This window comes from Arsenophonus nasoniae (genome assembly GCF_004768525.1).
GTDB lineage: Bacteria > Pseudomonadota > Gammaproteobacteria > Enterobacterales > Enterobacteriaceae > Arsenophonus > Arsenophonus nasoniae.
The window spans coordinates 3,102,616-3,124,406 of record NZ_CP038613.1; the positions used below are offsets into that span (position 1 = coordinate 3,102,616).

A 21,791-nucleotide genomic window follows, 5' to 3' on the forward strand; every position below is an offset into this window, starting at 1 on the left:
TCTACAGAATTTGTTGACCATTACAAAAGATTACGGGTTTAAATTGAAGGCTTGCAAGCCCTACAGGGCAAAAACGAAAGGGAAAGTAGAGCGCTTTAACCACTATTTAAAAAACAGCTTTATCGTGCCATTAAACACCGACCTTCGTGCTCATAATCTTGAACTGGATATTGAAATAGCTAATGCAAAAGTGGGTCCATGGTTACAACGCGTTGCCCATCAGCGAATTCATGGAACAACGTTAGAGAAGCCAGCAGATAGATTAGCTAAGGAAGTTAAGTCTCTTCTACCCTTACCAGCAAGGGTTTGCCAATCTATCCCACAGACTAATACGCTTAATATCCCTATCGTACCGCCCCTTGAATCTGTCAGTTTGCAACACTCAATCAGCGTATACGAAGCATTACTGGGAGGTGAACATGTTATTGCATGAACAAATTGAACACCTGTGTGAGTCATTGAAATTAAATTCTATTCCGACTCATTGGTCATCACTTGCCGAAAAATGCATTGCCCAAGACAAAAGCTACGGAGAGTTTTTACTGTCCCTGTTAAAATGTGAGCAACAACAACGAGATGAACGAACTCGTAATCTTTTGAGTCGGATGGCAGGATTCCCAGCACATAAAGAACTTAATACGTTCGATTTTAAGTTTGCAACGGGGATCCCCAAACAACACATACAGGAATTAAGCGCATTAACGTTTATTGAACGTAATGAAAATGTCGTGTTGCTTGGCCCAAGCGGTGTAGGCAAAACGCATTTAGCTATTGGGTTAGGATTAAAAGCAGTACAGGCCAAGAAGAAAACCCGCTTTACCACGGCAGCTGAACTGATGTTGCAACTCTCAACTGCCAAACGACAAAATAAGCTCAAACAATATCTATCACGTTCGGTGATGGCCCCGAAGTTGTTGATTATCGATGAAATTGGATACCTGCCGTTTGGGCGAGAAGAAGCAAACCTGTTTTTCAATGTGATTGCCAAGCGTTATGAGCATGGCAGTGTCATATTGACGAGTAACCTATCATTTGGGCAATGGCCAAGTGCTTTTGCTGATGACGCAACATTAACTGCCGCTATGCTTGATCGTTTACTTCATCATTCGCATGTACTGCAATTAAGCGGTGAAAGCTACCGATTGAAAGATAAGCGGCGCTCAGGAGCAATAACTGAGTAAAACAGTGGATCAATTTTGATTGATCGGATTTAGATAAAAAGTGGATCAGTTTTCGGTGATCGTTGACAATATGCAGGCCATAAACTATTTTATCGCTCAAAAATATACCGAAGCGCTAACCAATATTGGTAAAGCGGATAATAGCAAAGTGATTATGATGCCGCTTGAAGCAAGTAATTTAATGGGCGCTATTGGCGGCATTAGTGAACTATTTCAAGAAAACAAAAAACGCAATAACCAAAAAAGCAATCAAACATAAATTGATAGGACGTGAGATATTTAAAAGGGAAACGTGCGATAAATGTGGATCTACCTGGGACAAACTGGATCTATCTGGGACAGATTACAGTAATTAAGTTTCACTATGTGAAATAAGAAACGGTCATCGAGACTGCTTATCTTCATCTTCAAACAGACTGCCCTGAATGCGGGCCAGCTCTTCTTTTTTTACCCGCTTCACCACGGAATAAATCCACTGTAGCGAGACTTTGTATTTACGCGCCAGTGCGTGGTGGTTATGGCCGTTGAAGTCAGCAAATATCTCCCGGTCACGCTGGCTGACTTTCCATATCAGCCCCATTGTGTAATGGTCAACAAATTCTGTAGAAGATCTAAGCGGCATTTTTTAGTTCATGATATTTTTGATGTGGCGTTAAATAACCAATCGTTGAATGGCGTCGATAATAATTGTAAAACTGAATATAATTTTCAACTTCACAGACAACAGATTGATGATTCATAAACGATAAACGGTTAAGTCTTTCTGTCTTTAAACTCCTAAAAAATCTTTCCATCACGGCATTATCGAGGCAATTACCTCGCGACTCATGCTTTGAGTTATTTTCCGTTCAAAGAGGTGCGCCCTAAACTCCTCCGATGAATATTGGCAACCTTGATCTGAATGGAACATCAAACTTGTCGTATCCGGTAATTGCCGTTCAATTGCGTTATCTAAGGCTTCTTTCACTAATTTCGAATCCGGTTTTGTTGATAAGGCATAACCAATAATTTCTTTGGTGGCTAAATCCAACACACAGGCTAAATAGCTCCACCCATAGTGATGTCTAATATACGTGATATCCCCGACATAATAGTGATTATGCTGTTCAGGGGAAAATTGTCGTTTAAGCAAATTAGGGGCATATCGATGTTCGTTACCCGATGAGTGATAGTAGTGCTTTTTCGTTGGTCTAATTGCAACTAATTGATTTAATTTCATGATGTTCGATATTTTATAAGTGCCAATTTGGTGCCCTAAACCCTTTAACTCGGCTTGAATACGTCTTTTGCCATAAATTTGACCCGATGTATAAAAAATACGTTTGATTTCGCCACACAGTCTTTCATTTTCAACTGTCGGTATTTTCGTTTCATAATAAAAACTACTGCTGCTTACTTCAAAAAGATGGCATAACTCAGTGACCGTAAAATTGGGGTACATGATTTTCAGTTGCTTCACGATTTTGAGTTTTGATTGTCGAGGATGAAGTAAGCCGCGGCTTTTTTTAATATGTCATTATCCCTCTGAGCACGCTTAAGTTGAACTTCTAATTCTTGTATGCGCTGTTGCTCGGGTGTTAACGCTTTTGATTTTACAGGCGTATTCCCATTTAACTCGGCAAGATATTGTTGCTTCCATCGTGATACGGCAGATTTACCCGCACCGGATATTTTTTCAACTTGGATATTGCTATATCCACCTTCAACCATGAGTTTTGCATATTCCAGTTTTTGCTTTCCGCTAAAGGTTACTTTTACTTTTCGGGTCATATTTATACCTATAAGATTTTGCTTAATTATAAGCTATAAATCTCTACAGTTTTATTAGACCACTACAACTGCTGCTGGATGGCCTGGTAGGTCATCGCTGACGGGTTTTTAATGGTCACGGCGGGGTTGAGCATAAAAGCCTCCTTTAATGCACACTGTGAATAATATTGGCATCGATAACCGGGATGGCGTTTTGTGCGGCCAGGTTCATGGCAGCGGTCACCAGATTGCCGATAGCCAGGGGATAAAGCAGGCTGACCGGGGTGTCTTTTTTCGGGCGCAGCCAGCTTAGGCGTTGACGCAGTGCCGGTATCGCATCCGGGCCGAGGACGTTGCCAAGGTCGCCGCCTACGCGTTTAAACTTGAAATCAAGAAAGTCAGCCAGGTGGTCATCCAGCGGCGGCAGGTCAATCACCTCGCAGCGCTGCACCACTTCCCTGACCGCCAGCAGGCGTTCAGATAACTTGTCACCCAGTTCGGGTTGTCCCAGCAGGACGATGGACAGCAGTTTTAAAGCCGTCTTCCAACTCAAAGAAGCGTTTGAGGTGCTTTAAGGTCGGGATGGGCAGAGAATGGGCTTCTTCAATCACCAGCACATGGCTGTACCCGGCGCGGCTGCTGTCTTTAATAGTCGGTGTAACTGACGGAAGCGGGCCTCCGGCGAGCGTTTGAGCTTTTCCAGTGGGGCTAGGGTATGGACAATAGCCTCGGCAAGGCTGGCGGCTTTCAGGGTCTTGCCCTGATGGTCGTTGTCTTCCATCGCCAGCACGTAGGGTTCAATCACCACCACGGGGCGTTTTCCCGATAAATGCGGTCCGTCAGGTCACGTCGCAGCGTGCTTTACCCGAGCCGGATTCACCGATAACGGCGATAAAGCCACCATAGCGGGCGGTCTGGTACAACGCCTCACGCACATAACGGCTTTCCGGGGTTAAAAAACACATCGTCATGACCTTGTACTGCGTTGTCATCAAATGGAGCGCGAAACAGCCCAAAATGTTTTTTGGTGGCAGGCAGTAATACCTGTTTTTTCAGTAACATGGTGTCTTCCTCATTGCTAGGTAGTGGGCGTTTTTCCTTTCCGCCGGACGTGACCCCGTCAAAACAGTCGTCCGCCGCGATACCCTGGTCACGTAACCAGGCACGGATACGGTGTTTTAGCGTGTCGGTGTCCTGTTTTGGCCACTGGTGGTGATTGACTATCTGCGCCAGCGTCGCCTCGGAAAGGTCAAGCGCGCGGGCCAGTGCCGCTTGCGTCAGGTTGTGTTGTTGTAACAGGGTTTTCAGTTTCAGCATGATGGCCTCCCGTTAACCGTGACTGGCCAGGCTGACCACCACATCGCCCGTCTGCGCCATTAATTCATCACCCAGCGCGTCGACCTGGTCGGCGGGAATGCCGTCCGGGAAGCGCTGGGTTAGTGTGGTGTAAAATTCACTGCGCCAGGTCTTACCCGCCGCCTGAAAACGCGCCCGCAACTGTTGCACCACCACGACCGGGTTTAAGCGCTCTTCAAAACGCGGCGCGCAAACCGGGGAGGCCTGCCCTTGTTTAGGGAGATAAATCGGTGGGGTATCGCGTTCATTTTCCAGATAAGGGTTAAAGCGCCCACCAAAGGGTAAGGCATTGGCTTTTTGCGCGGCGGCGGTTTCCCCCGGCGTGGTGGTGCCATACAGGGTCTGCTCGACTTCCGACAGATGGTGTTGCGCCGGGGTGTGGGGTAATGCCTTGAACGATTCGCCGAGTGTCGGGCTGTTGAGGGCAAAACCGTAGTCGTCTTTCGCCACTTCCGGCACCCGGCAAAAGACTTCCAGTCCGTCCTCATTAATCACGACCACCTGCGCCTCACTGTCACGCCAGGGGTTACGCACTATCTGTACGGTGTCGCCCACGCAAACGCCGGGGACTTGCCGTACATCGTATTCACTCCCCCTGAACGACACGCGAAGGTGGGTGCTAACCTTACGGTTTTCCGGCTGGCTCACCGCCAGCTCACGGCATACGTCAACAGGCGGTGCCTTGATTAACTGTCCAGGGGTAATATGCAGCCAGCAGTCGGTGCGAGTCATGCCGGTACGGCGATGCAGCGCGGTGCGGTTATACTTTTTACGCCACAATCCAACCAGGCGGTTCAGTTCATCAATATGATTGACTTGCACAAACCGCAGCCCGGATTCAAAATGGCACTCGAGAATGTCGCGCGCTTTTTCCACTGAGCCGGTGGCGCGGGCATTACGGGCTTTGTGTGCGATAAGTTGAATACCAAGGGTTTTACACAGGTTGCGCAGGGTGGACGAGACCAGCGCGCAACCGGGGTCGGTATAAAGGATGCGCGGCACGCCATGCAGGACGTCGGCCCCACCGCGTTCTTGCATGGCGTTAATCAGCACATCGGTAAAGTTTTGTGTCGTTTCGCCGCCAAAGCGGTACTCGGCATAAATCCAGCCGCTGGTATGGTCGGTCAGCTCAAATGACCAGACGCGGTCGTTAATCACCCGCGCCAGATTTTGGCTTGTTCTTGTTAAACTCCGCCTCACTCATCATGCGCAGGCCACTATCGCGCGTGGTGTGCCCTTCGGCGGGATTTTTCAGGTAATAGAGTACACACAGCGACGCATCCAGTTGCCAGACATGATTGGGATGCTCGGTTTTTAACTGGACGCACGGGGCTGGTGCCCGTAACTGGTTGGGGTGCAGGCGATATTGGTACAACGCCCGACTGATGGCATCGACCGACAGGGGGAACCACTCGCCGGTCTCGTTATCAATATACCCAGCATTAATTAGGTTGTTCACCCGCAGGTCATTAACCGCCTGCTCCAGGCTGTAAAGGCGCTTGCCGTTCTTGCGATGCGAGGCCATCATCACGCCGGATATTTGCAGCGCTTCCTCACGGGTCAGGGCGCTGGTGCCACAATCCACCCGTTGCTTGCGCGGCGGTTTATAGCTTACCTGTTTGATTTTTCGCAGTAGCGTGGCTTTGGAAATGCCGAGTGCCTGGCAACCTGTTTGATAAACCGCGTCTTTGCTGTCAACGATCACCGAAAACTGATCCACTTTTTATCTAAATCCGATCAATCAAAATTGATCCACTGTTTTACTCAGTTATTGCTCCTGAGCGCCGCTTATCTTTCAATCGGTAGCTTTCACCGCTTAATTGCAGTACATGCGAATGATGAAGTAAACGATCAAGCATAGCGGCAGTTAATGTTGCGTCATCAGCAAAAGCACTTGGCCATTGCCCAAATGATAGGTTACTCGTCAATATGACACTGCCATGCTCATAACGCTTGGCAATCACATTGAAAAACAGGTTTGCTTCTTCTCGCCCAAACGGCAGGTATCCAATCTCATCGATAATCAACAACTTCGGGGCCATCACCGAACGTGATAGATATTGTTTGAGCTTATTTTGTCGTTTGGCAGTTGAGAGTTGCAACATCAGTTCAGCTGCCGTGGTAAAGCGGGTTTTCTTCTTGGCCTGTACTGCTTTTAATCCTAACCCAATAGCTAAATGCGTTTTGCCTACACCGCTTGGGCCAAGCAACACGACATTTTCATTACGTTCAATAAACGTTAATGCGCTTAATTCCTGTATGTGTTGTTTGGGGATCCCCGTTGCAAACTTAAAATCGAACGTATTAAGTTCTTTATGTGCTGGGAATCCTGCCATCCGACTCAAAAGATTACGAGTTCGTTCATCTCGTTGTTGTTGCTCACATTTTAACAGGGACAGTAAAAACTCTCCGTAGCTTTTGTCTTGGGCAATGCATTTTTCGGCAAGTGATGACCAATGAGTCGGAATAGAATTTAATTTCAATGACTCACACAGGTGTTCAATTTGTTCATGCAATAACATGTTCACCTCCCAGTAATGCTTCGTATACGCTGATTGAGTGTTGCAAACTGACAGATTCAAGGGGCGGTACGATAGGGATATTAAGCGTATTAGTCTGTGGGATAGATTGGCAAACCCTTGCTGGTAAGGGTAGAAGAGACTTCACTTCCTTAGCTAATCTATCTGCTGGCTTCTCTAACGTTGTTCCATGAATTCGCTGATGGGCAACGCGTTGTAACCATGGACCCACTTTTGCATTAGCTATTTCAATATCCAGTTCAAGATTATGAGCACGAAGGTCGGTGTTTAATGGCACGATAAAGCTGTTTTTTAAATAGTGGTTAAAGCGCTCTACTTTCCCTTTCGTTTTTGCCCTGTAGGGCTTGCAAGCCTTCAATTTAAACCCGTAATCTTTCGACATTTGAAGCATTTCGACATGTAATTTATGATCACCTTCTGCATAAGCATCCCGTTCGATGATGAGGGATTTTGCGTTATCACACAATACTTCCTGTGGTACACCACCAAAGTAGTCGAAAGCTTCTCTTAAACCTTGCTGCCACGATTCTGCTCGTTCATTATCAAAGAACTTTACATAACTCGCACGCGAATAGCCTAGCGTTGCAACAAACGCTTTCAGCGATTTTTTACCTCGCCGGATGCTGGTGAAGTCGATTTGCATTTGTTGACCTGGCTGTGTTTCAAAACGGACGACTACTTCGGGAACAATGCTTGGTTTAAATTGACAAACAAATCGGCGTAATTGAGCAATACCACCTTGATAGCCGTTTTCAACTACCTCATCAAATAAGACTGTTGCAGGGGATCCAATCAGGTTTAGCCAGTTCAATTCGCTGAAGCAAATAAGGTTTAAAGGGGGATAATTTAGTCGGTTGTTGACTTCTTTTAGCATAAGTTGGCATTGTCTGTTGTTGTAAATGATGTTTTACGGTGTTACGGGATATACCCAACTCACTGGCAATTTTTCGAAGGCTTTGTCCTTGTGCAAAGCGAACATGAATATCCACAAATATCTCCTTGGTTAACATAAATTATCCGTACAAAAATGTGCGAATAATACCAAGTGGATCAGTTTTAGATGATCGTTAGTGGATCAGTTTTGCATGATCGGTGACATTTGCCGCCATGTCCCGCTTTTTCGGCGGCCTGGGCAATCGCCAGTACGCGTTCGGTCAGGATGGCGTTCATAACACCCCCTCCTCGCCGCTATCCTGTCCGGTACCGCGTAAATGTTCAGGTAACTGAAAATCCGCGTCTTCGGCCTCGGCATCCGCCTTTACCCAGTCAGGTACCGCCTCTGACACCGCGTGGTAGGGTAACGCAAAGTCGTTACGTAAGACATTGATTTCAAACTCAATATCATTAAGCAAGCCTGCTAAATAGTCGGCGTGAGACGTCATATCGCCACTGTGGCTATGCAATTTTTCCAACCCTTCCCGAAAGCGCCCCATCAATATGGCTTTAACATCAAAGCCCACCAGGCCGATTTCTTCACGGAGCTGGCGTATGCCTTCTTCCCCTAACGGGCGATGCTGATTAAGCAGGCGGTTTTCACTCAGCTCATTGATTTTTTGGTCTTTTTCGTTGGCTAGGCGGCGGCTGGCTTCCAAGCTATCACGGGTTTCGCGCAGTTTTGCCTTTAGTTCACGTACCGACATGCGATCAACCTCATCGAGCGTCAAGCCCGCGATGGTGCCGCCTTCGGCGAGTTCGGCGAGGTCTTCATCGTCTTCTAACATCAGTTCATAGAGTTTTGCCTTGCCGAGAGCCGCAAACGTCTGCGCTTTTCCACCTAATTGAGGTGATAAATATTTTAGAGATGCCTTCATCATAATTTGAGTGGTTCTTTCAGCTAGCCCTAACTGGCTTGTTACGATATTTACAAACTCTCCATGCGGCTCATTCTCTTTCAGAATAATCAACCGCTTTCCCGCCTCCAGCATGGCTTCCGCACTTTGTGCCATATAGAAACGTGCCTCATGCACAATCCTTTCCCGTTCATAGGGTAGGCCCTCGCCGTACTTGTCCATAATGGCCTGCTGATGTTCAGCTAGCGCGTTAAGGTTATTCATTAAATCCGGTGCCAAAGGCTGTTCGGGGGTGATTTCAGCCGTCATCGGTAACGCTTTTCTACCCATTATTTTTCTCTCTTACAATTTTGACGGTGAGGCTATGCAGCGGCCACGTTTTTCTGCCATCTTGATTTGCGCCCGTTCGGTTTCATCGAAAAAGGCTAGCGCAATCTGTATCAATTCCTCGCTGAGGGCGTAGTTCCCATTGAAGCGCTGCTCAACCATGCCCTCTTCGACTAAAAATGGCAGAGTACGACTGATATTGGCCGGGGAGTCATTGATAAGCGCCGCCAGGGCTTTATTGGACAAGCCGTCTCGGTAATGCCCCTTCATGGCTTTTAAAATACGCAGCGCCCGTCGTGTACGTGAAGATGGGTGCAGTAATAAGGTGTTTTTCATCGGATGCCTCTTTTTCATTAATGGAAATTGTGATACCGTCAGCGAAACAGGCGAATGTTATTTTTTATGGCGCTTTTTGCCCGATGGCATGGGGGAACCCATTATCTGTTCAATCGCCTGTTTGATTTTGCGTGCTTCCCCGCGCCAGCCCTGGCAGGAGCCATCAAGCAACATATAAACCTGATAGGGTTTGAAGCCGGATTGGCGCGCCCACGCCGCCACCGTCGGGTAGTTCTGATAGACACGGTCATAAAAATTGCGCTTAAAGTCGGCTGGATGTTGCAGTGACATTGTTTTATCTCCGTCATAAAAAGTTAAAAATAAATATACATTGATATGCAAAATGATGTAAAGTCTTTTTTGTTTGTTTTTGTATATTCCTTATCACTATTAAAAAGCACGGGCTGTTATCGGCCTAAAGGAGACCTGTATGGCAAAGAAAAAAGCGGCAACCAGCCTGCCTGTAACTACCGCGGACAATATCACGATTGCGGGGGGGGGGGGAGGCAATTGCATATCCTGAAAAAAATGCAGCAAACAGTGCCCAGCAGGAGGTGATGGCACGTTTTGGCGATGGGCTGCCCTATGAACGGGAGAGGATTGTGCATGAAGCGCGCTTCTATATGGCACAGAGTGCCGAAGCCATGCTGGAGGCGGGAAAGCGGTTGATTATTCTGAAAGAGAATGAGCCGCATGGAGAGTTTGTAAATATCGTAACAAGCCAGTTAGGGCTAGCTGAAAGAACCGCTCAAATTATGATGAAGGCATCTCTAAAATATTTATCACCTCAATTAGGTGGAAAAGCGCAGACGTTTGCGGCTCTCGGCAAGGCAAAACTCTATGAGCTGATGTTGGAAGACGATGAAGACCTCGCTGAACTCGCCGAAGGCGGCACTATCGCAGGTCTGACCCTCGACGAAGTTGACCGGATGTCGGTACGGGAATTACGGGCAGCATTACGTAAAGATGAAGCGGCGCTTAAACGCAGCCAGCAACTGGTAGCCGAAAAAGAGAAGCAGTTACAACAGTTAAGCCAGCAACTGACTGGAAAGACCTCTACAGCGACTACAAGCAATGAACAGGCCTCACTCGATACCCAGCAGTGGGTGACACTAACACTAGAAGGAGTGGGAGACCGTCTCAAATCTGAGCGACTGCGATTGGGACTTAGCCAGGAGATCTTTGCCGAACGGTGCGGGGTTAAAAAGCTCACTCAGTACAACTATGAAAAAAGTGAGCGGCATCCTGATGCGGGCTACTTAATCGCCGCGAAAGCGTTAGGAGTCGATCTTAATTATGTGATGACCGGTGAGCGCCACGATGAAGCCAGTGCGCTCGATGTGGTGAGGGATGAAGAAGAGGCTGAGGTGTTAACGGCCTTTCGCCATATTCCCGGCGAAACACGCGAAGTGGCCAAACGTACCTTGACGGCAATGGCAGAGAAAAAAGCCACTCGTCACCGCGCTTAAGTCTTCCCTGCATTCGTTGCCGCGAAAGAGGGTTATTTGACAGTGATAATCAGCTCACGCCGTTGGGTGGGCTGATTGCTATTGAGGCTATAACGAATCGGGACGCTCTCCATCTCGAACCCCTGAAACACTTCCCGCATTTCAGGAATATCATTGACCGAAATAATCATCATCCCCGTCAGGTCTCGTCCCATTCCCGCCAGTTTTTCATATTGATCCAGACCAAAATCCACCCCATAGCCTTCCGTTCCCCAATACGGCGGGTCGCAGTAAAACAGCGTGTGCGGACGGTCATAACGGGCAATACAGCTGGCCCAATCCAGGTGTTCAATGGTGGTGCGTGATAATCGCAGATGGGCGAGCGACAGCTCTTCTTCCATGCGTAGCAGGTTCAAGCGTGGCCCACTGGTAGTGGTCACGCCAAAGGTGTGCTCCGCCACCTTGCCGCCGAACGCCTGCTTTTGCAGGTAATAGAAACGGGCTGCGCGCTGGATATCGGTTAAGGTCTCGGTCGGCGTGATGTTTAACCATTGATACATCGCCCGGCTGACCAGCGCCCATTTAAACTGGCGCATAAACTCTTCCAGATGGTGTTTCAGCACCCGATAGAGATTGACCAGCTCGCCGTTGATATCGTTAATCACTTCTGCTTTGCTGGGTGACTTCATAAAAAAGAGCGCCGCCGCGCCACAAAACGGTTCCACGTAGCAGATATGCGCCGGGAAGCGCGGTAAAATCTGTTTGGCCAGCCGCCGTTTACCGCCTATCCAGGGCAGTATGGGTAAAAAATGTTGCTGCATTGTCTGTAAGCCTTTTTCACTAATGGAAATTCGTGTAGACTCTTTCCTGTTCTCGAGAACGGAAAGCGCCACGGTTGACTCACAGGCGAACTCTGTGTGTTGACGGCCTGTCCGGTGTTCGTGCACTGGGTAGGTCGCGCTTTTTCCCTTGCCCCGCTCGGGGCTAATCACTGCGCCTAACCTAACCGTTCACCCATCCTCCCACTAGTAAACCGCTTTAAAAGCGTTTAGCGCCCTGCCTTGTCACACTGTCTGCCTGATTCTCAGGGAGATGGTGATGAAAACGCGAAAAAAATTGACCTTGCCCCCATTTAAAACCCCGCGATTAAGCGGCTGGTTGCTCACCGCTGCTGGTCTGTTGCTGGTGATTGCCCTGGTCTCACCGCAGCAATTGCCGGTGGTGCTCTATAAGCTTGTCAACGATCACCGAAAACTGATCCACTTTTTATCTAAATCCGATCAATCAAAATTGATCCACTGTTTTACTCAGTTATTGCTCCTGAGCGCCGCTTATCTTTCAATCGGTAGCTTTCACCGCTTAATTGCAGTACATGCGAATGATGAAGTAAACGATCAAGCATAGCGGCAGTTAATGTTGCGTCATCAGCAAAAGCACTTGGCCATTGCCCAAATGATAGGTTACTCGTCAATATGACACTGCCATGCTCATAACGCTTGGCAATCACATTGAAAAACAGGTTTGCTTCTTCTCGCCCAAACGGCAGGTATCCAATCTCATCGATAATCAACAACTTCGGGGCCATCACCGAACGTGATAGATATTGTTTGAGCTTATTTTGTCGTTTGGCAGTTGAGAGTTGCAACATCAGTTCAGCTGCCGTGGTAAAGCGGGTTTTCTTCTTGGCCTGTACTGCTTTTAATCCTAACCCAATAGCTAAATGCGTTTTGCCTACACCGCTTGGGCCAAGCAACACGACATTTTCATTACGTTCAATAAACGTTAATGCGCTTAATTCCTGTATGTGTTGTTTGGGGATCCCCGTTGCAAACTTAAAATCGAACGTATTAAGTTCTTTATGTGCTGGGAATCCTGCCATCCGACTCAAAAGATTACGAGTTCGTTCATCTCGTTGTTGTTGCTCACATTTTAACAGGGACAGTAAAAACTCTCCGTAGCTTTTGTCTTGGGCAATGCATTTTTCGGCAAGTGATGACCAATGAGTCGGAATAGAATTTAATTTCAATGACTCACACAGGTGTTCAATTTGTTCATGCAATAACATGTTCACCTCCCAGTAATGCTTCGTATACGCTGATTGAGTGTTGCAAACTGACAGATTCAAGGGGCGGTACGATAGGGATATTAAGCGTATTAGTCTGTGGGATAGATTGGCAAACCCTTGCTGGTAAGGGTAGAAGAGACTTCACTTCCTTAGCTAATCTATCTGCTGGCTTCTCTAACGTTGTTCCATGAATTCGCTGATGGGCAACGCGTTGTAACCATGGACCCACTTTTGCATTAGCTATTTCAATATCCAGTTCAAGATTATGAGCACGAAGGTCGGTGTTTAATGGCACGATAAAGCTGTTTTTTTAAATAGTGGTTAAAGCGCTCTACTTTCCCTTTCGTTTTTGCCCTGTAGGGCTTGCAAGCCTTCAATTTAAACCCGTAATCTTTCGACATTTGAAGCATTTCGACATGTAATTTATGATCACCTTCTGCATAAGCATCCCGTTCGATGATGAGGGATTTTGCGTTATCACACAATACTTCCTGTGGTACACCACCAAAGTAGTCGAAAGCTTCTCTTAAACCTTGCTGCCACGATTCTGCTCGTTCATTATCAAAGAACTTTACATAACTCGCACGCGAATAGCCTAGCGTTGCAACAAACGCTTTCAGCGATTTTTTACCTCGCCGGATGCTGGTGAAGTCGATTTGCATTTGTTGACCTGGCTGTGTTTCAAAACGGACGACTACTTCGGGAACAATGCTTGGTTTAAATTGACAAACAAATCGGCGTAATTGAGCAATACCACCTTGATAGCCGTTTTCAACTACCTCATCAAATAAGACTGTTGCAGGGATCCAATCAGGTTTAGCCAGTTCAATTCGCTGAAGCAAATAAGGTTTAAAGGGGGATAATTTAGTCGGTTGTTGACTTCTTTTAGCATAAGTTGGCATTGTCTGTTGTTGTAAATGATGTTTTACGGTGTTACGGGATATACCCAACTCACTGGCAATTTTTCGAAGGCTTTGTCCTTGTGCAAAGCGAACATGAATATCCACAAATATCTCCTTGGTTAACATAAATTATCCGTACAAAAATGTGCGAATAATACCAAGTGGATCAGTTTTAGATGATCGTTAGTGGATCAGTTTTGCATGATCGGTGACAAGCTGGCATTAATCACCCTGGCGGCAGTCGTGGGTTACTGGCTTGACCGTTCGCTATTCCCCAAAGCCCGTCCCGGACAATACCTGCACTATGACCACCCCGAGGTAGCACAGGGTCGACATCCGGTGCGCGGCGGCTGCCATCAGGTCTTTGCTGCTGCGCAGCTGCGTCGGGCGGTGATTGTGGCGGCGGTGTGTCTTGCCGTGGCGACGGGGCTTTAACATGACTCTCTATATGTACTGGCCTCAGGTTGTCTGGGCTGTGCTGGTACTGCTGAAACTGGGCATCGAGTTAGCCCTCCACGGGCAGGCCCGTACGAGTAAGCACAGTTTCTGGGGGCAGCTCTTTCGTTCGGCCACGGTAGCCTGGCTGCTCTGGTGCGGTGGTTTCTTCAGCCAGGCCAGAGCGGCACAGCCACCGCAGACGTCCCTGCAGTACCGTGCTGATGTGATCCGCAATGCGCGCCTCGAATGGGGAATGTCTGCGCCAGTGGCAGACTTTGCCGCGCAGCTGCATCAGGAGGGCGGATGGCGAGCAAATGCAGTTTCACCGCTTGGCGCTCAGGGGATGGCACAGTTTATGCCTGCCACCGCCGACTGGATTAGCCAACGGGTACCTGGGCTGAACAGCCGGGAGCCGTTTAATCCGGCATGGGCTATCCGGGCGCTGGTCAGCTACGACCGCTGGCTGTGGCAGCGTGTCAGTGCTGTTGATGACTGTGAGCGCATGGCGATGACCCTGTCGGCCTACAACGGTGGCCTGGGCTGGGTGCAGCGTGACCGCCGTCTGGCAGAAAGTCAGGGGGTCGATGGCAGTCGCTGGTTTGACAGCATTGAGCGAGTCAATGCCGGACGGAGTATGAGCGCCTGGCGCGAGAATCGCCATTATCCCCGCCGCATTTTAAAAGCCCTGGCACCGCGTTACCTGACTTGGGGAGGGGCAAGCTGTGTTTAGTGTAGTTAGCCTAAAAAGCCTCGGCGGGCTGCTGGTGATGGCCCTGCTGTCGGGCATCTGGTGGCACGGCTACACGCAAGGCGAACGTCGGGCAACGCAGCGGGGCGACGCAAAAATCAGTCAGCTGCGCGCCGCGTTTGCGGTTCAGGAAAAGCAGCGCGCCGAGCAGACCGCGCAAACCCTGCGAGTCCTGCAGCAACGTTTTGAGCGCCAGGTTGCGGTTGCCCATACGAGCGAGCGGAATTACCTGGCCCGCGTTGCACGAATAAACGCCAAAAACCGTCAACTTAAGAGGCAGATAGATGATGTTACCCAACGTTGGCAGGATGAAAAAGGCCAGCCTCATGCTGTGTCCTGCGTGTTTACTCGTGGCTTCGTGCAGCACTACAACGCCGCCCTCGGTGTGTCCGACGCCAATGATTCAGGCGCTGCCGCCGCTCCCAGCGGCGCTGGCAACACGACCAGGGACACTGCGTCCGCTGGTGAGCCGCTCAGACCCAGCCCGGTCACCCAGCGCGATATCCTCGCCAACATCACCGACAACGGGCAGCAATGTCAGGTCTGGCGGGCACAGGTAAACGGGCTACTGGATTATATTGAAGGATTAACACCATGACATTACAGGTCGATTTTTGGGTACTGATGAGCTACCTGTTCGGACTGGCAGGCTTTTTGGGTGGGCTGGCCCGCTGGTTTATCCGGGAGACGGAAAAGCGTCAGGCGGAGCGGTTTGCGTCACTGGAGCGGTTAATGCGCGACGCCTCCGATAAAGGGTCGCGCCTTGAGCGTGAAGTCCTGGAGTTCAAAGTGGAAGTGCCGGCGCGTTACGTCCGGCGCGACGAATTTATTCATTATCAGCAGGTGGTGGAGTCACGGCTTGACGCGATTTACCAGAAGCTGGAAACCATACAGCTGCGTCAGGTGGCAGGAGGATAAGGATGATAGAGACCGAACAGGCGCGCCGCGAAGGGTTGCGTTGGGTGTTACTGCAGGTGGTCAACAAGGCTCGGCCCTATCCGGCCAATGACCGGCTGCTGTGGGATGTGGGCCATTCGCTCTACCCGGACATGACCATGCTGGAGCTGCAAAAAGAGTTACTGTTCCTTGAGGGCTTACGTCTGGTTCGCCTGACCCGACCGCCCGCACGGCCACGCTAACGCCGGAAGGGGTCAATCTGGTGGAATACGTCACCGACGATATCCCCGGCATTGCCCGCCCGGCCAAATACTGGAGGGAGTGATGATGGCACCGCGCAGTCATATCGAGGTCTTACCCCCATCGGTACGTGAATGGCTCGACCGGGCGCTGACGGAGCTGTAATGGTCAACAAATTCTGTAGAAGATCTAAGCGGCATTTTTTAGTTCATGATATTTTTGATGTGGCGTTAAATAACCAATCGTTGAATGGCGTCGATAATAATTGTAAAACTGAATATAATTTTCAACTTCACAGACAACAGATTGATGATTCATAAACGATAAACGGTTAAGTCTTTCTGTCTTTAAACTCCTAAAAAATCTTTCCATCACGGCATTATCGAGGCAATTACCTCGCCGACTCATGCTTTGAGTTATTTTCCGTTCAAAGAGGTGCGCCCTAAACTCCTCCGATGAATATTGGCAACCTTGATCTGAATGGAACATCAAACTTGTCGTATCCGGTAATTGCCGTTCAATTGCGTTATCTAAGGCTTCTTTCACTAATTTCGAATCCGGTTTTGTTGATAAGGCATAACCAATAATTTCTTTGGTGGCTAAATCCAACACACAGGCTAAATAGCTCCACCCATAGTGATGTCTAATATACGTGATATCCCCGACATAATAGTGATTATGCTGTTCAGGGGGAAAATTGTCGTTTAAGCAAATTAGGGGCATATCGATGTTCGTTACCCGATGAGTGATAGTAGTGCTTTTTCGTTGGTCTAATTGCAACTAATTGATTTAATTTCATGATGTTCGATATTTTATAAGTGCCAATTTGGTGCCCTAAACCCTTTAACTCGGCTTGAATACGTCTTTTGCCATAAATTTGACCCGATGTATAAAAAATACGTTTGATTTCGCCACACAGTCTTTCATTTTCAACTGTCGGTATTTTCGTTTCATAATAAAAAACTACTGCTGCTTACTTCAAAAAGATGGCATAACTCAGTGACCGTAAAATTGGGGTACATGATTTTCAGTTGCTTCACGATTTTGAGTTTTGATTGTCGAGGATGAAGTAAGCCGCGGCTTTTTTTAATATGTCATTATCCCTCTGAGCACGCTTAAGTTGAACTTCTAATTCTTGTATGCGCTGTTGCTCGGGTGTTAACGCTTTTGATTTTACAGGCGTATTCCCATTTAACTCGGCAAGATATTGTTGCTTCCATCGTGATACGGCAGATTTACCCGCACCGGATATTTTTTCAACTTGGATATTGCTATATCCACCTTCAACCATGAGTTTTGCATATTCCAGTTTTTGCTTTCCGCTAAAGGTTACTTTTACTTTTCGGGTCATATTTATACCTATAAGATTTTGCTTAATTATAAGCTATAAATCTCTACAGTTTTATTAGACCACTACACGCAAATTGTGAACAGATTTTTGAGGATAAAATCAGTGGAAAAACAGACCAGAGACCTGGGTTAAAACGTGCATTAAAGTGCCTGAAATCGGGCGATACCTTGGTAGTCTGGAAGCTGGACAGGCTGGGTCGTAGCATTAAACATTTGATTACTTTAATATCCAAACTTGAAGATGAAGGTATTCATTTTCATAGTTTGACGGATGCCATTGACACTTCTACGTCCGCAGGTCGTTTTTTCTTTCATGTGATGAGTGCGTTGGCACAGATGGAGCGTGAACTGATTGTTGAGCGTACTAAAGCAGGTTTAGCCGCAGCAAGAAGCAGAGGACGTATCGGGGGTAGACCTTGCTCATTATCTTCCGCGCAGCAAGAGCAGGCTAAAAAATTACTTGAGTCAGGCCATAGTAGAAAACAGCTGGCATTACTGTATGGGGTGTCATTGGCCAGCATCTACAAATATTGTCCAGTTAACCAGAATGCTCGAACAGGCCAAAATGACTCTGATGAAAAATAACAGTGTAATTTCGTTGCACTGATGGAAACAAAAGTAACCCACCATTTATCGCACGTTTTGGCTTCAAATATCGCGCGGCGCATCAATAAATAGAGGTGTTAAACGATGCTTGAGCAAATAATGGCGCAACCGGCCTGGTTTTGGCTCTGTTTAGGGGGATTACTGCTAATTGCTGAACTAATCGGTGTAGGTGGTTATCTGCTCTGGTCTGGAGTGGCCGCCGTTATTATGGCATTTATGACCTGGCTCATACCTGAAATGAGTTGGGATTGGCAAGGCCTATTCTTTGCCATTATGATCATTCTTTCTGTATTGGGTTGGCGTAAATGGCTTAGTATACGTAACAAAACATTGCCTGATGAACCTAATCAAAAACAACATCAATTAATTGGCACAAAAGCACGTTTAATTTCAGATACTAATAATGGCTATAGCAGAATACGACTGGCTGATGGTAGCTGGCGTGTTTTTTGTTCTGAGCAATTATCAGCTAATACTGAAGTCGAAGTGATCGATGTCGATGGTATTACACTAAAAGTCAAACCAGTTTGTTCTAATCAACATGATGACCAACCAGATGATCAATAATCGGGCATTTTGCATTGTCATCCCTCGGACACGATGCAACCAATGCAAGTAAGCTATCTCTTATCATATTAAGATCGGTAATGTTTTTTTCAATTTCACTAATTTTATTTAACGTCGCCGTTTTGATATCCGCACTGTGGCGACGTGGGTTACGGAAAAGTTCAAGTAATTGCCGACACTCTTTCAAGGTAAATCCAACTGCCCTGGCCTGCTTTAATAAGGTTAATTCATCCAAATGAGCAGGTTGATAATGGCGATAGCCATTTTCACTTCTCGTTGGCGGAGTAATTAATGACTTTTCCTCATAAAATCGAATTGTTTTGGCACTTAATCCCGTTTTCTCTGCCACTTGAGTAATATTCATCATTTCACCTTGACCTTACCCTTACTAGAAGGTTTAACCTTTATAATCATCTAGGTTATTTCAGCCATAATGTTAGGAAGTAATTAGCATTATACCAATTAATTTATTGTATGCATTAGGAGAGTCAATTATGCCTGATTTTACCATTCTAGCGCTACAAGGGCTGACTTGTTCCAATTGTATTAACAAACTAACGAAAGCGCTAGAAGCACGACAAGATATACAACACGTTACTGTTACACTTGATTATGCCAAAATTACTGGTTCTGCATCAGTAGATGACATTATTAAAACCATTGAACAAGCCGGTTACCAAGGCAAAGTCGCCACCCAGCCTGATATTAAACTACAGCTTGCAGGGCTCAATTGCCGCAACTGTGTCAATAAAACACAAAAAATACTGGAAAATATCAGCGGTGTTGGCGCCGCAATAGTGACCACTCAAGCAGCCCAAATTTTTGGTAGCGCCGATCCGGCAACACTGATTGCTGCCGTTAGGGCTATCGGCTACCAAGCAACATTGGAAGCCGAAGGAAACCCTTCAATTCACCAACAATCAGTCATATCATCGCCTGATACAGCCCAAAACGTTAGCAAGCAAACTGCATCGAATCAGCTTGAGAAACCGAGTATTGATAGTGGCGCGATACAATTACTCATCAATGGTATGACTTGCGCCAGTTGCGTTAACAAAGTACAAAAAGCGTTACTCAGTACGCCAGGGGTACAAAATGCTCAGGTTAATTTAGCCGAACGCAGTGCCTTGATCACCGGACATGCCAAACATCAGGCATTAATTCAAGCGGTACAAAAAGCCGGTTACGACGCCGAAATTATTGACAATGAAATGGAACATCGAGAAAAACAACAGCAGTTCAGCAAATACACTATACACAAATTTCGTTGGCAAGCCGCTTTAGCGTTACTAATTGGTATCGCCGTTATGATTTGGGGCATGATTGGCAACAATATGATGTTAAGTGAAAAAAATCAATTTAGCTGGCTGCTTATCGGGCTAGTCACGCTAATTCTCATGATGTTGACTGGTGGCCATTTTTATTACAACGCCTGGAGAAGTCTAAAAAATGGCAGTACCACAATGGACACTCTTGTCGCCCTGGGAACGGGTACCGCCTGGTTATATTCAATTAGCGTTAATTTGTGGCCAGATAAATTTCCTCTCCCGGCTCGTCATCTATACTATGAAGCCAGTTTAATGATCATTGGCTTAATTAATCTTGGCCATGCATTAGAACAAGGTGCACGCCAACGTTCGTCAAACGCGCTAAGGCGGTTACTTGATCTCACACCACCCACGGCACTCGTCATTAGTGAAAAAAGTGAAAACAAAGTACCACTGTCCCAAGTTAAACAAGGTATGCTATTACGTCTAACTACCGGGGATCGCATTCCCGTTGACGGTGTGCTGACTTATGGTGAAATTTGGCTAGATGAATCAATGTTAACTGGAGAAGCGATTCCACAATATAAAACCGTAGATGAAAAAGTACATGCCGGGACGGTGGTACAAGATGGTACAGCACTATTACGCGTTTCTGCAGTCGGTCAACATACCACCTTAGCGCGTATCATTAAATTAGTGCGCCAAGCACAAAGCAGCAAACCCGCAATAGGACAATTGGCCGATAAAGTTGCCGCGATTTTCGTCCCTAGTGTGATTACGATAGCCTTAGTTGCCGGGACTCTCTGGTATTTATTTGGTCCATCACCGCAAATCAGTTATGCATTAATTGTCACTACCAGTGTACTCATAATCGCCTGCCCGTGTGCACTGGGTCTGGCAACGCCAATGTCAATTATTGCTGGTGTCGCACGTGCTGCGGAATACGGTGCTTTGATACGCGATGCTGAAGCTTTACAACAAGCTAGCAACCTAGATACCCTGGTTTTCGATAAAACCGGAACATTGACGATCGGTAAACCTGAAGTTATCGAGATTCATACTTTTAATCAATTTGAGCAATCCCAAGTACTGACCTTTGCTGGTGCACTTGAAAAAGGGGCTAATCATCCATTAGCCAATGCGATTTTAGCCAAGAGCGTCGGATTATCGCTACCAGAGGTAAATCAGTTTCGAACTTTAGCCGGCGCTGGAGTGAAAGGGAAAATCGACAATAAAACGATTTTGTTAGGCACTCAAGCCTTGATGTCACAATATTCGATTAACAGCCAACAAGTTGAGCAATTAATCGCTGAACAGGCCAATAAAGGGATCACACCGGTCTTGCTGGCCGTTGATAATCAATTAGCGGCCCTATTTTCTATTCGCGATCCGCTACGAGAAACTGCCACTAGCGCGTTACAACAGCTACATAAGCAAAAATATCAATTGATAATGTTAACCGGTGATAATCCAATCACCGCAAATGCCATTGCCAAAGAATTGGGCATCGACCAAGTGATTGCTGATGTATTACCTGATCAAAAAGCAGCCGTTATAGCACAATTACAAAAAAGTGGTCATAAAGTTGCCATGATTGGGGATGGCATTAATGATGCCCCAGCTTTAGCGCGTGCTGATGTTGGTATTGCTATGGGGAGTGGTAGCGATATTGCAATTGAAACAGCCGCTATCACCTTAATCAATCATAACTTACATAGTGTTGCTGATGCTTTGCAAATTGCCCAAGGAACGCTGCGTAATATGAAACAAAATTTGTTTGGTGCCTTTATTTACAACACGTTAAGCATCCCAATCGCAGCAGGTCTATTTTATCCATTTACTGGAACCCTACTTAATCCAGTTATTGCTAGTGTGGCTATGGCATTGTCATCAATTACTGTCGTTAGTAATGCAAATCGTTTATTACGATTTAAACCTAAGCAATAAATTATCACTGGCCAGTTAACCAAATGGTGACTAAAA

Annotated in this window: 20 protein-coding genes and 10 pseudogenes; 13 read left to right on the top strand and 17 right to left on the bottom strand. The window is 46.9% G+C overall.

The window, feature by feature from the left end:
- The first annotated feature begins 10 nt into the window (after positions 1-10).
- The 3 genes and pseudogenes from ArsFIN_RS15820 to ArsFIN_RS15830 form a co-directional block, all read left to right on the top strand.
- Positions 11-433: a transposase gene (locus ArsFIN_RS15820; protein WP_210409081.1), complete on the top strand. Its 423-nt coding sequence runs from the start codon at positions 11-13 to the stop codon at positions 431-433.
- A complete protein-coding gene (gene istB / locus ArsFIN_RS15825; RefSeq protein ID WP_135677409.1) occupies positions 420-1,181 on the top strand; it encodes an IS21-like element helper ATPase IstB in 762 nt (253 codons plus the stop codon). The genes ArsFIN_RS15820 and istB (ArsFIN_RS15825) overlap by 14 nt, the downstream gene beginning before the upstream one ends.
- A 67-nt stretch (positions 1,182-1,248) precedes the next feature.
- Positions 1,249-1,440 (top strand): annotated as a pseudogene (locus ArsFIN_RS15830) (SPFH domain-containing protein); the annotation flags it as partial.
- Between the two features lie 123 nt (positions 1,441-1,563).
- Here ArsFIN_RS15830 and ArsFIN_RS15835 read toward each other — a convergent pair.
- The 10 genes and pseudogenes from ArsFIN_RS15835 to ArsFIN_RS15875 all read right to left on the bottom strand — a co-directional run.
- Positions 1,564-1,761 (bottom strand): annotated as a pseudogene (locus ArsFIN_RS15835) (Mor transcription activator family protein); the annotation flags it as partial.
- Between the two features lie 31 nt (positions 1,762-1,792).
- Positions 1,793-2,951: pseudogene (locus tag ArsFIN_RS15840) on the bottom strand (IS3 family transposase).
- 145 nt (positions 2,952-3,096) lie between these two features.
- Positions 3,097-4,247 (bottom strand): annotated as a pseudogene (locus ArsFIN_RS15845) (AAA family ATPase).
- A 12-nt stretch (positions 4,248-4,259) separates the two neighbouring features.
- Positions 4,260-5,444: an integrase catalytic domain-containing protein gene (locus ArsFIN_RS15850; RefSeq protein WP_246067261.1), complete on the bottom strand. Its 1,185-nt coding sequence runs from the start codon at positions 5,442-5,444 to the stop codon at positions 4,260-4,262.
- A complete protein-coding gene (locus tag ArsFIN_RS27630) occupies positions 5,437-5,991 on the bottom strand; it encodes a hypothetical protein (RefSeq protein WP_246067263.1) in 555 nt (184 codons plus the stop codon). The genes ArsFIN_RS15850 and ArsFIN_RS27630 overlap by 8 nt, the downstream gene beginning before the upstream one ends.
- A 55-nt stretch (positions 5,992-6,046) precedes the next feature.
- Positions 6,047-6,808, bottom strand: a complete 762-nt coding sequence (istB, locus tag ArsFIN_RS15855; protein ID WP_135677409.1) for an IS21-like element helper ATPase IstB — start codon at positions 6,806-6,808, stop codon at positions 6,047-6,049.
- Positions 6,795-7,836, bottom strand: a pseudogene (gene istA / locus ArsFIN_RS15860) (IS21 family transposase). Before istA (ArsFIN_RS15860) ends, istB (ArsFIN_RS15855) begins: the two are co-directional and overlap by 14 nt.
- A 156-nt stretch (positions 7,837-7,992) precedes the next feature.
- Positions 7,993-8,946, bottom strand: a complete 954-nt coding sequence (locus ArsFIN_RS15865; protein ID WP_051296931.1) for a hypothetical protein — start codon at positions 8,944-8,946, stop codon at positions 7,993-7,995.
- 12 nt (positions 8,947-8,958) lie between these two features.
- Positions 8,959-9,279 (bottom strand): helix-turn-helix domain-containing protein, encoded by a 321-nt coding sequence (locus ArsFIN_RS15870; RefSeq protein WP_026821884.1) that lies wholly within the window; start codon positions 9,277-9,279, stop codon positions 8,959-8,961.
- A 57-nt stretch (positions 9,280-9,336) separates the two neighbouring features.
- Entirely contained in the window at positions 9,337-9,570 is a 234-nt protein-coding gene (locus ArsFIN_RS15875) for a helix-turn-helix domain-containing protein (RefSeq protein ID WP_026821883.1), read from the bottom strand.
- A 266-nt stretch (positions 9,571-9,836) separates the two neighbouring features.
- On the opposite strand from ArsFIN_RS15875, the gene ArsFIN_RS28885 reads away from it, so the two are divergent.
- Positions 9,837-10,748, top strand: a complete 912-nt coding sequence (locus ArsFIN_RS28885; RefSeq protein ID WP_210409082.1) for a DUF3102 domain-containing protein — start codon at positions 9,837-9,839, stop codon at positions 10,746-10,748.
- Positions 10,749-10,780: 32 nt separating this feature from the next.
- Here the strand turns inward: ArsFIN_RS28885 and ArsFIN_RS15885 are convergent, their stop codons facing one another.
- On the bottom strand, positions 10,781-11,548 hold the full coding sequence (locus ArsFIN_RS15885) for a DNA adenine methylase (RefSeq protein ID WP_026821882.1): 768 nt from the start codon (positions 11,546-11,548) through the stop codon (positions 10,781-10,783).
- A gap of 277 nt (positions 11,549-11,825) precedes the next feature.
- Between ArsFIN_RS15885 and ArsFIN_RS27640 the strand changes: the two are divergent.
- Positions 11,826-11,963 (top strand): annotated as a pseudogene (locus ArsFIN_RS27640) (putative holin); the annotation flags it as partial.
- Between the two features lie 67 nt (positions 11,964-12,030).
- Here the strand turns inward: ArsFIN_RS27640 and istB (ArsFIN_RS15895) are convergent.
- Both istB (ArsFIN_RS15895) and istA (ArsFIN_RS15900) read right to left on the bottom strand, forming a co-directional pair.
- On the bottom strand, positions 12,031-12,792 hold the full coding sequence (gene istB, locus ArsFIN_RS15895) for an IS21-like element helper ATPase IstB (RefSeq protein ID WP_135677409.1): 762 nt from the start codon (positions 12,790-12,792) through the stop codon (positions 12,031-12,033).
- Positions 12,779-13,820, bottom strand: a pseudogene (gene istA / locus ArsFIN_RS15900) (IS21 family transposase). Before istA (ArsFIN_RS15900) ends, istB (ArsFIN_RS15895) begins: the two are co-directional and overlap by 14 nt.
- A gap of 87 nt (positions 13,821-13,907) precedes the next feature.
- Between istA (ArsFIN_RS15900) and ArsFIN_RS15905 the strand changes: the two are divergent.
- The 5 genes and pseudogenes from ArsFIN_RS15905 to ArsFIN_RS15925 all read left to right on the top strand — a co-directional run.
- Positions 13,908-14,129: pseudogene (locus ArsFIN_RS15905) on the top strand (putative holin); the annotation flags it as partial.
- Positions 14,130-14,142: 13 nt separating this feature from the next.
- On the top strand, positions 14,143-14,862 hold the full coding sequence (locus ArsFIN_RS15910) for a transglycosylase SLT domain-containing protein (protein WP_026824046.1): 720 nt from the start codon (positions 14,143-14,145) through the stop codon (positions 14,860-14,862).
- Positions 14,855-15,478, top strand: coding sequence for a hypothetical protein (locus ArsFIN_RS15915; RefSeq protein WP_026824047.1), 624 nt, complete (start codon positions 14,855-14,857; stop codon positions 15,476-15,478). The genes ArsFIN_RS15910 and ArsFIN_RS15915 overlap by 8 nt, the downstream gene beginning before the upstream one ends.
- A complete protein-coding gene (locus ArsFIN_RS15920) occupies positions 15,475-15,798 on the top strand; it encodes a hypothetical protein (RefSeq protein WP_026824048.1) in 324 nt (107 codons plus the stop codon). Before ArsFIN_RS15915 ends, ArsFIN_RS15920 begins: the two co-directional genes overlap by 4 nt.
- A 2-nt stretch (positions 15,799-15,800) precedes the next feature.
- Positions 15,801-16,019 (top strand): hypothetical protein, encoded by a 219-nt coding sequence (locus ArsFIN_RS15925; RefSeq protein ID WP_051297186.1) that lies wholly within the window; start codon positions 15,801-15,803, stop codon positions 16,017-16,019.
- A 187-nt stretch (positions 16,020-16,206) separates the two neighbouring features.
- Here ArsFIN_RS15925 and ArsFIN_RS28610 read toward each other — a convergent pair whose 3' ends face one another.
- From ArsFIN_RS28610 to ArsFIN_RS28620, 3 genes and pseudogenes are all read right to left on the bottom strand, one after another.
- Positions 16,207-16,740: an IS3 family transposase gene (locus tag ArsFIN_RS28610; protein WP_338023297.1), complete on the bottom strand. Its 534-nt coding sequence runs from the start codon at positions 16,738-16,740 to the stop codon at positions 16,207-16,209.
- A 94-nt stretch (positions 16,741-16,834) separates the two neighbouring features.
- A pseudogene (locus ArsFIN_RS28615) lies at positions 16,835-16,960 on the bottom strand (hypothetical protein); the annotation flags it as partial.
- A gap of 93 nt (positions 16,961-17,053) precedes the next feature.
- Positions 17,054-17,368, bottom strand: coding sequence for a transposase (locus ArsFIN_RS28620; RefSeq protein WP_135678122.1), 315 nt, complete (start codon positions 17,366-17,368; stop codon positions 17,054-17,056).
- A gap of 68 nt (positions 17,369-17,436) precedes the next feature.
- Here ArsFIN_RS28620 and ArsFIN_RS15935 point away from each other — a divergent pair.
- Positions 17,437-17,952: pseudogene (locus ArsFIN_RS15935) on the top strand (recombinase family protein); the annotation flags it as partial.
- 105 nt (positions 17,953-18,057) lie between these two features.
- The gene (locus ArsFIN_RS15940) at positions 18,058-18,540 is read left to right on the top strand and encodes an NfeD family protein (RefSeq protein WP_026821504.1); all 483 of its coding nucleotides are present in this window, start codon (positions 18,058-18,060) and stop codon (positions 18,538-18,540) included.
- Here the strand turns inward: ArsFIN_RS15940 and cueR are convergent.
- The gene (gene cueR / locus ArsFIN_RS15945; protein WP_026821503.1) at positions 18,506-18,904 is read right to left on the bottom strand and encodes a Cu(I)-responsive transcriptional regulator; all 399 of its coding nucleotides are present in this window, start codon (positions 18,902-18,904) and stop codon (positions 18,506-18,508) included. The two genes, ArsFIN_RS15940 and cueR, sit on opposite strands and share 35 nt — an antisense overlap.
- A 130-nt stretch (positions 18,905-19,034) precedes the next feature.
- Here cueR and copA point away from each other — a divergent pair, with 130 nt between their 5' ends.
- On the top strand, positions 19,035-21,755 hold the full coding sequence (gene copA, locus ArsFIN_RS15950; RefSeq protein WP_026821502.1) for a copper-exporting P-type ATPase CopA: 2,721 nt from the start codon (positions 19,035-19,037) through the stop codon (positions 21,753-21,755).
- The last annotated feature ends 36 nt before the right edge of the window (positions 21,756-21,791 follow it).

Excerpts from the sequence above, each read along its gene's own strand:
- ArsFIN_RS15920 (WP_026824048.1), top strand. The coding sequence starts at position 15,475 with ATGACATTACAGGTCGATTTTTGGGTACTGATGAGCTACCTGTTCGGA.
- ArsFIN_RS28620 (WP_135678122.1), bottom strand. The coding sequence starts at position 17,368 with ATGACCCGAAAAGTAAAAGTAACCTTTAGCGGAAAGCAAAAACTGGAA.
- ArsFIN_RS15910 (WP_026824046.1), top strand. The coding sequence starts at position 14,143 with ATGTACTGGCCTCAGGTTGTCTGGGCTGTGCTGGTACTGCTGAAACTG.
- ArsFIN_RS28610 (WP_338023297.1), bottom strand. The coding sequence starts at position 16,740 with ATGCCCCTAATTTGCTTAAACGACAATTTTCCCCCTGAACAGCATAAT.
- istB (WP_135677409.1), top strand. The coding sequence starts at position 420 with ATGTTATTGCATGAACAAATTGAACACCTGTGTGAGTCATTGAAATTA.
- copA (WP_026821502.1), top strand. The coding sequence starts at position 19,035 with ATGCCTGATTTTACCATTCTAGCGCTACAAGGGCTGACTTGTTCCAAT.
- ArsFIN_RS15925 (WP_051297186.1), top strand. The coding sequence starts at position 15,801 with ATGATAGAGACCGAACAGGCGCGCCGCGAAGGGTTGCGTTGGGTGTTA.
- cueR (WP_026821503.1), bottom strand. The coding sequence starts at position 18,904 with ATGAATATTACTCAAGTGGCAGAGAAAACGGGATTAAGTGCCAAAACA.
- ArsFIN_RS15885 (WP_026821882.1), bottom strand. The coding sequence starts at position 11,548 with ATGCAGCAACATTTTTTACCCATACTGCCCTGGATAGGCGGTAAACGG.
- ArsFIN_RS15865 (WP_051296931.1), bottom strand. The coding sequence starts at position 8,946 with ATGGGTAGAAAAGCGTTACCGATGACGGCTGAAATCACCCCCGAACAG.
- istB (WP_135677409.1), bottom strand. The coding sequence starts at position 12,792 with ATGTTATTGCATGAACAAATTGAACACCTGTGTGAGTCATTGAAATTA.
- ArsFIN_RS15875 (WP_026821883.1), bottom strand. The coding sequence starts at position 9,570 with ATGTCACTGCAACATCCAGCCGACTTTAAGCGCAATTTTTATGACCGT.
- ArsFIN_RS15940 (WP_026821504.1), top strand. The coding sequence starts at position 18,058 with ATGCTTGAGCAAATAATGGCGCAACCGGCCTGGTTTTGGCTCTGTTTA.
- ArsFIN_RS28885 (WP_210409082.1), top strand. The coding sequence starts at position 9,837 with ATGGCACGTTTTGGCGATGGGCTGCCCTATGAACGGGAGAGGATTGTG.
- istB (WP_135677409.1), bottom strand. The coding sequence starts at position 6,808 with ATGTTATTGCATGAACAAATTGAACACCTGTGTGAGTCATTGAAATTA.
- ArsFIN_RS15870 (WP_026821884.1), bottom strand. The coding sequence starts at position 9,279 with ATGAAAAACACCTTATTACTGCACCCATCTTCACGTACACGACGGGCG.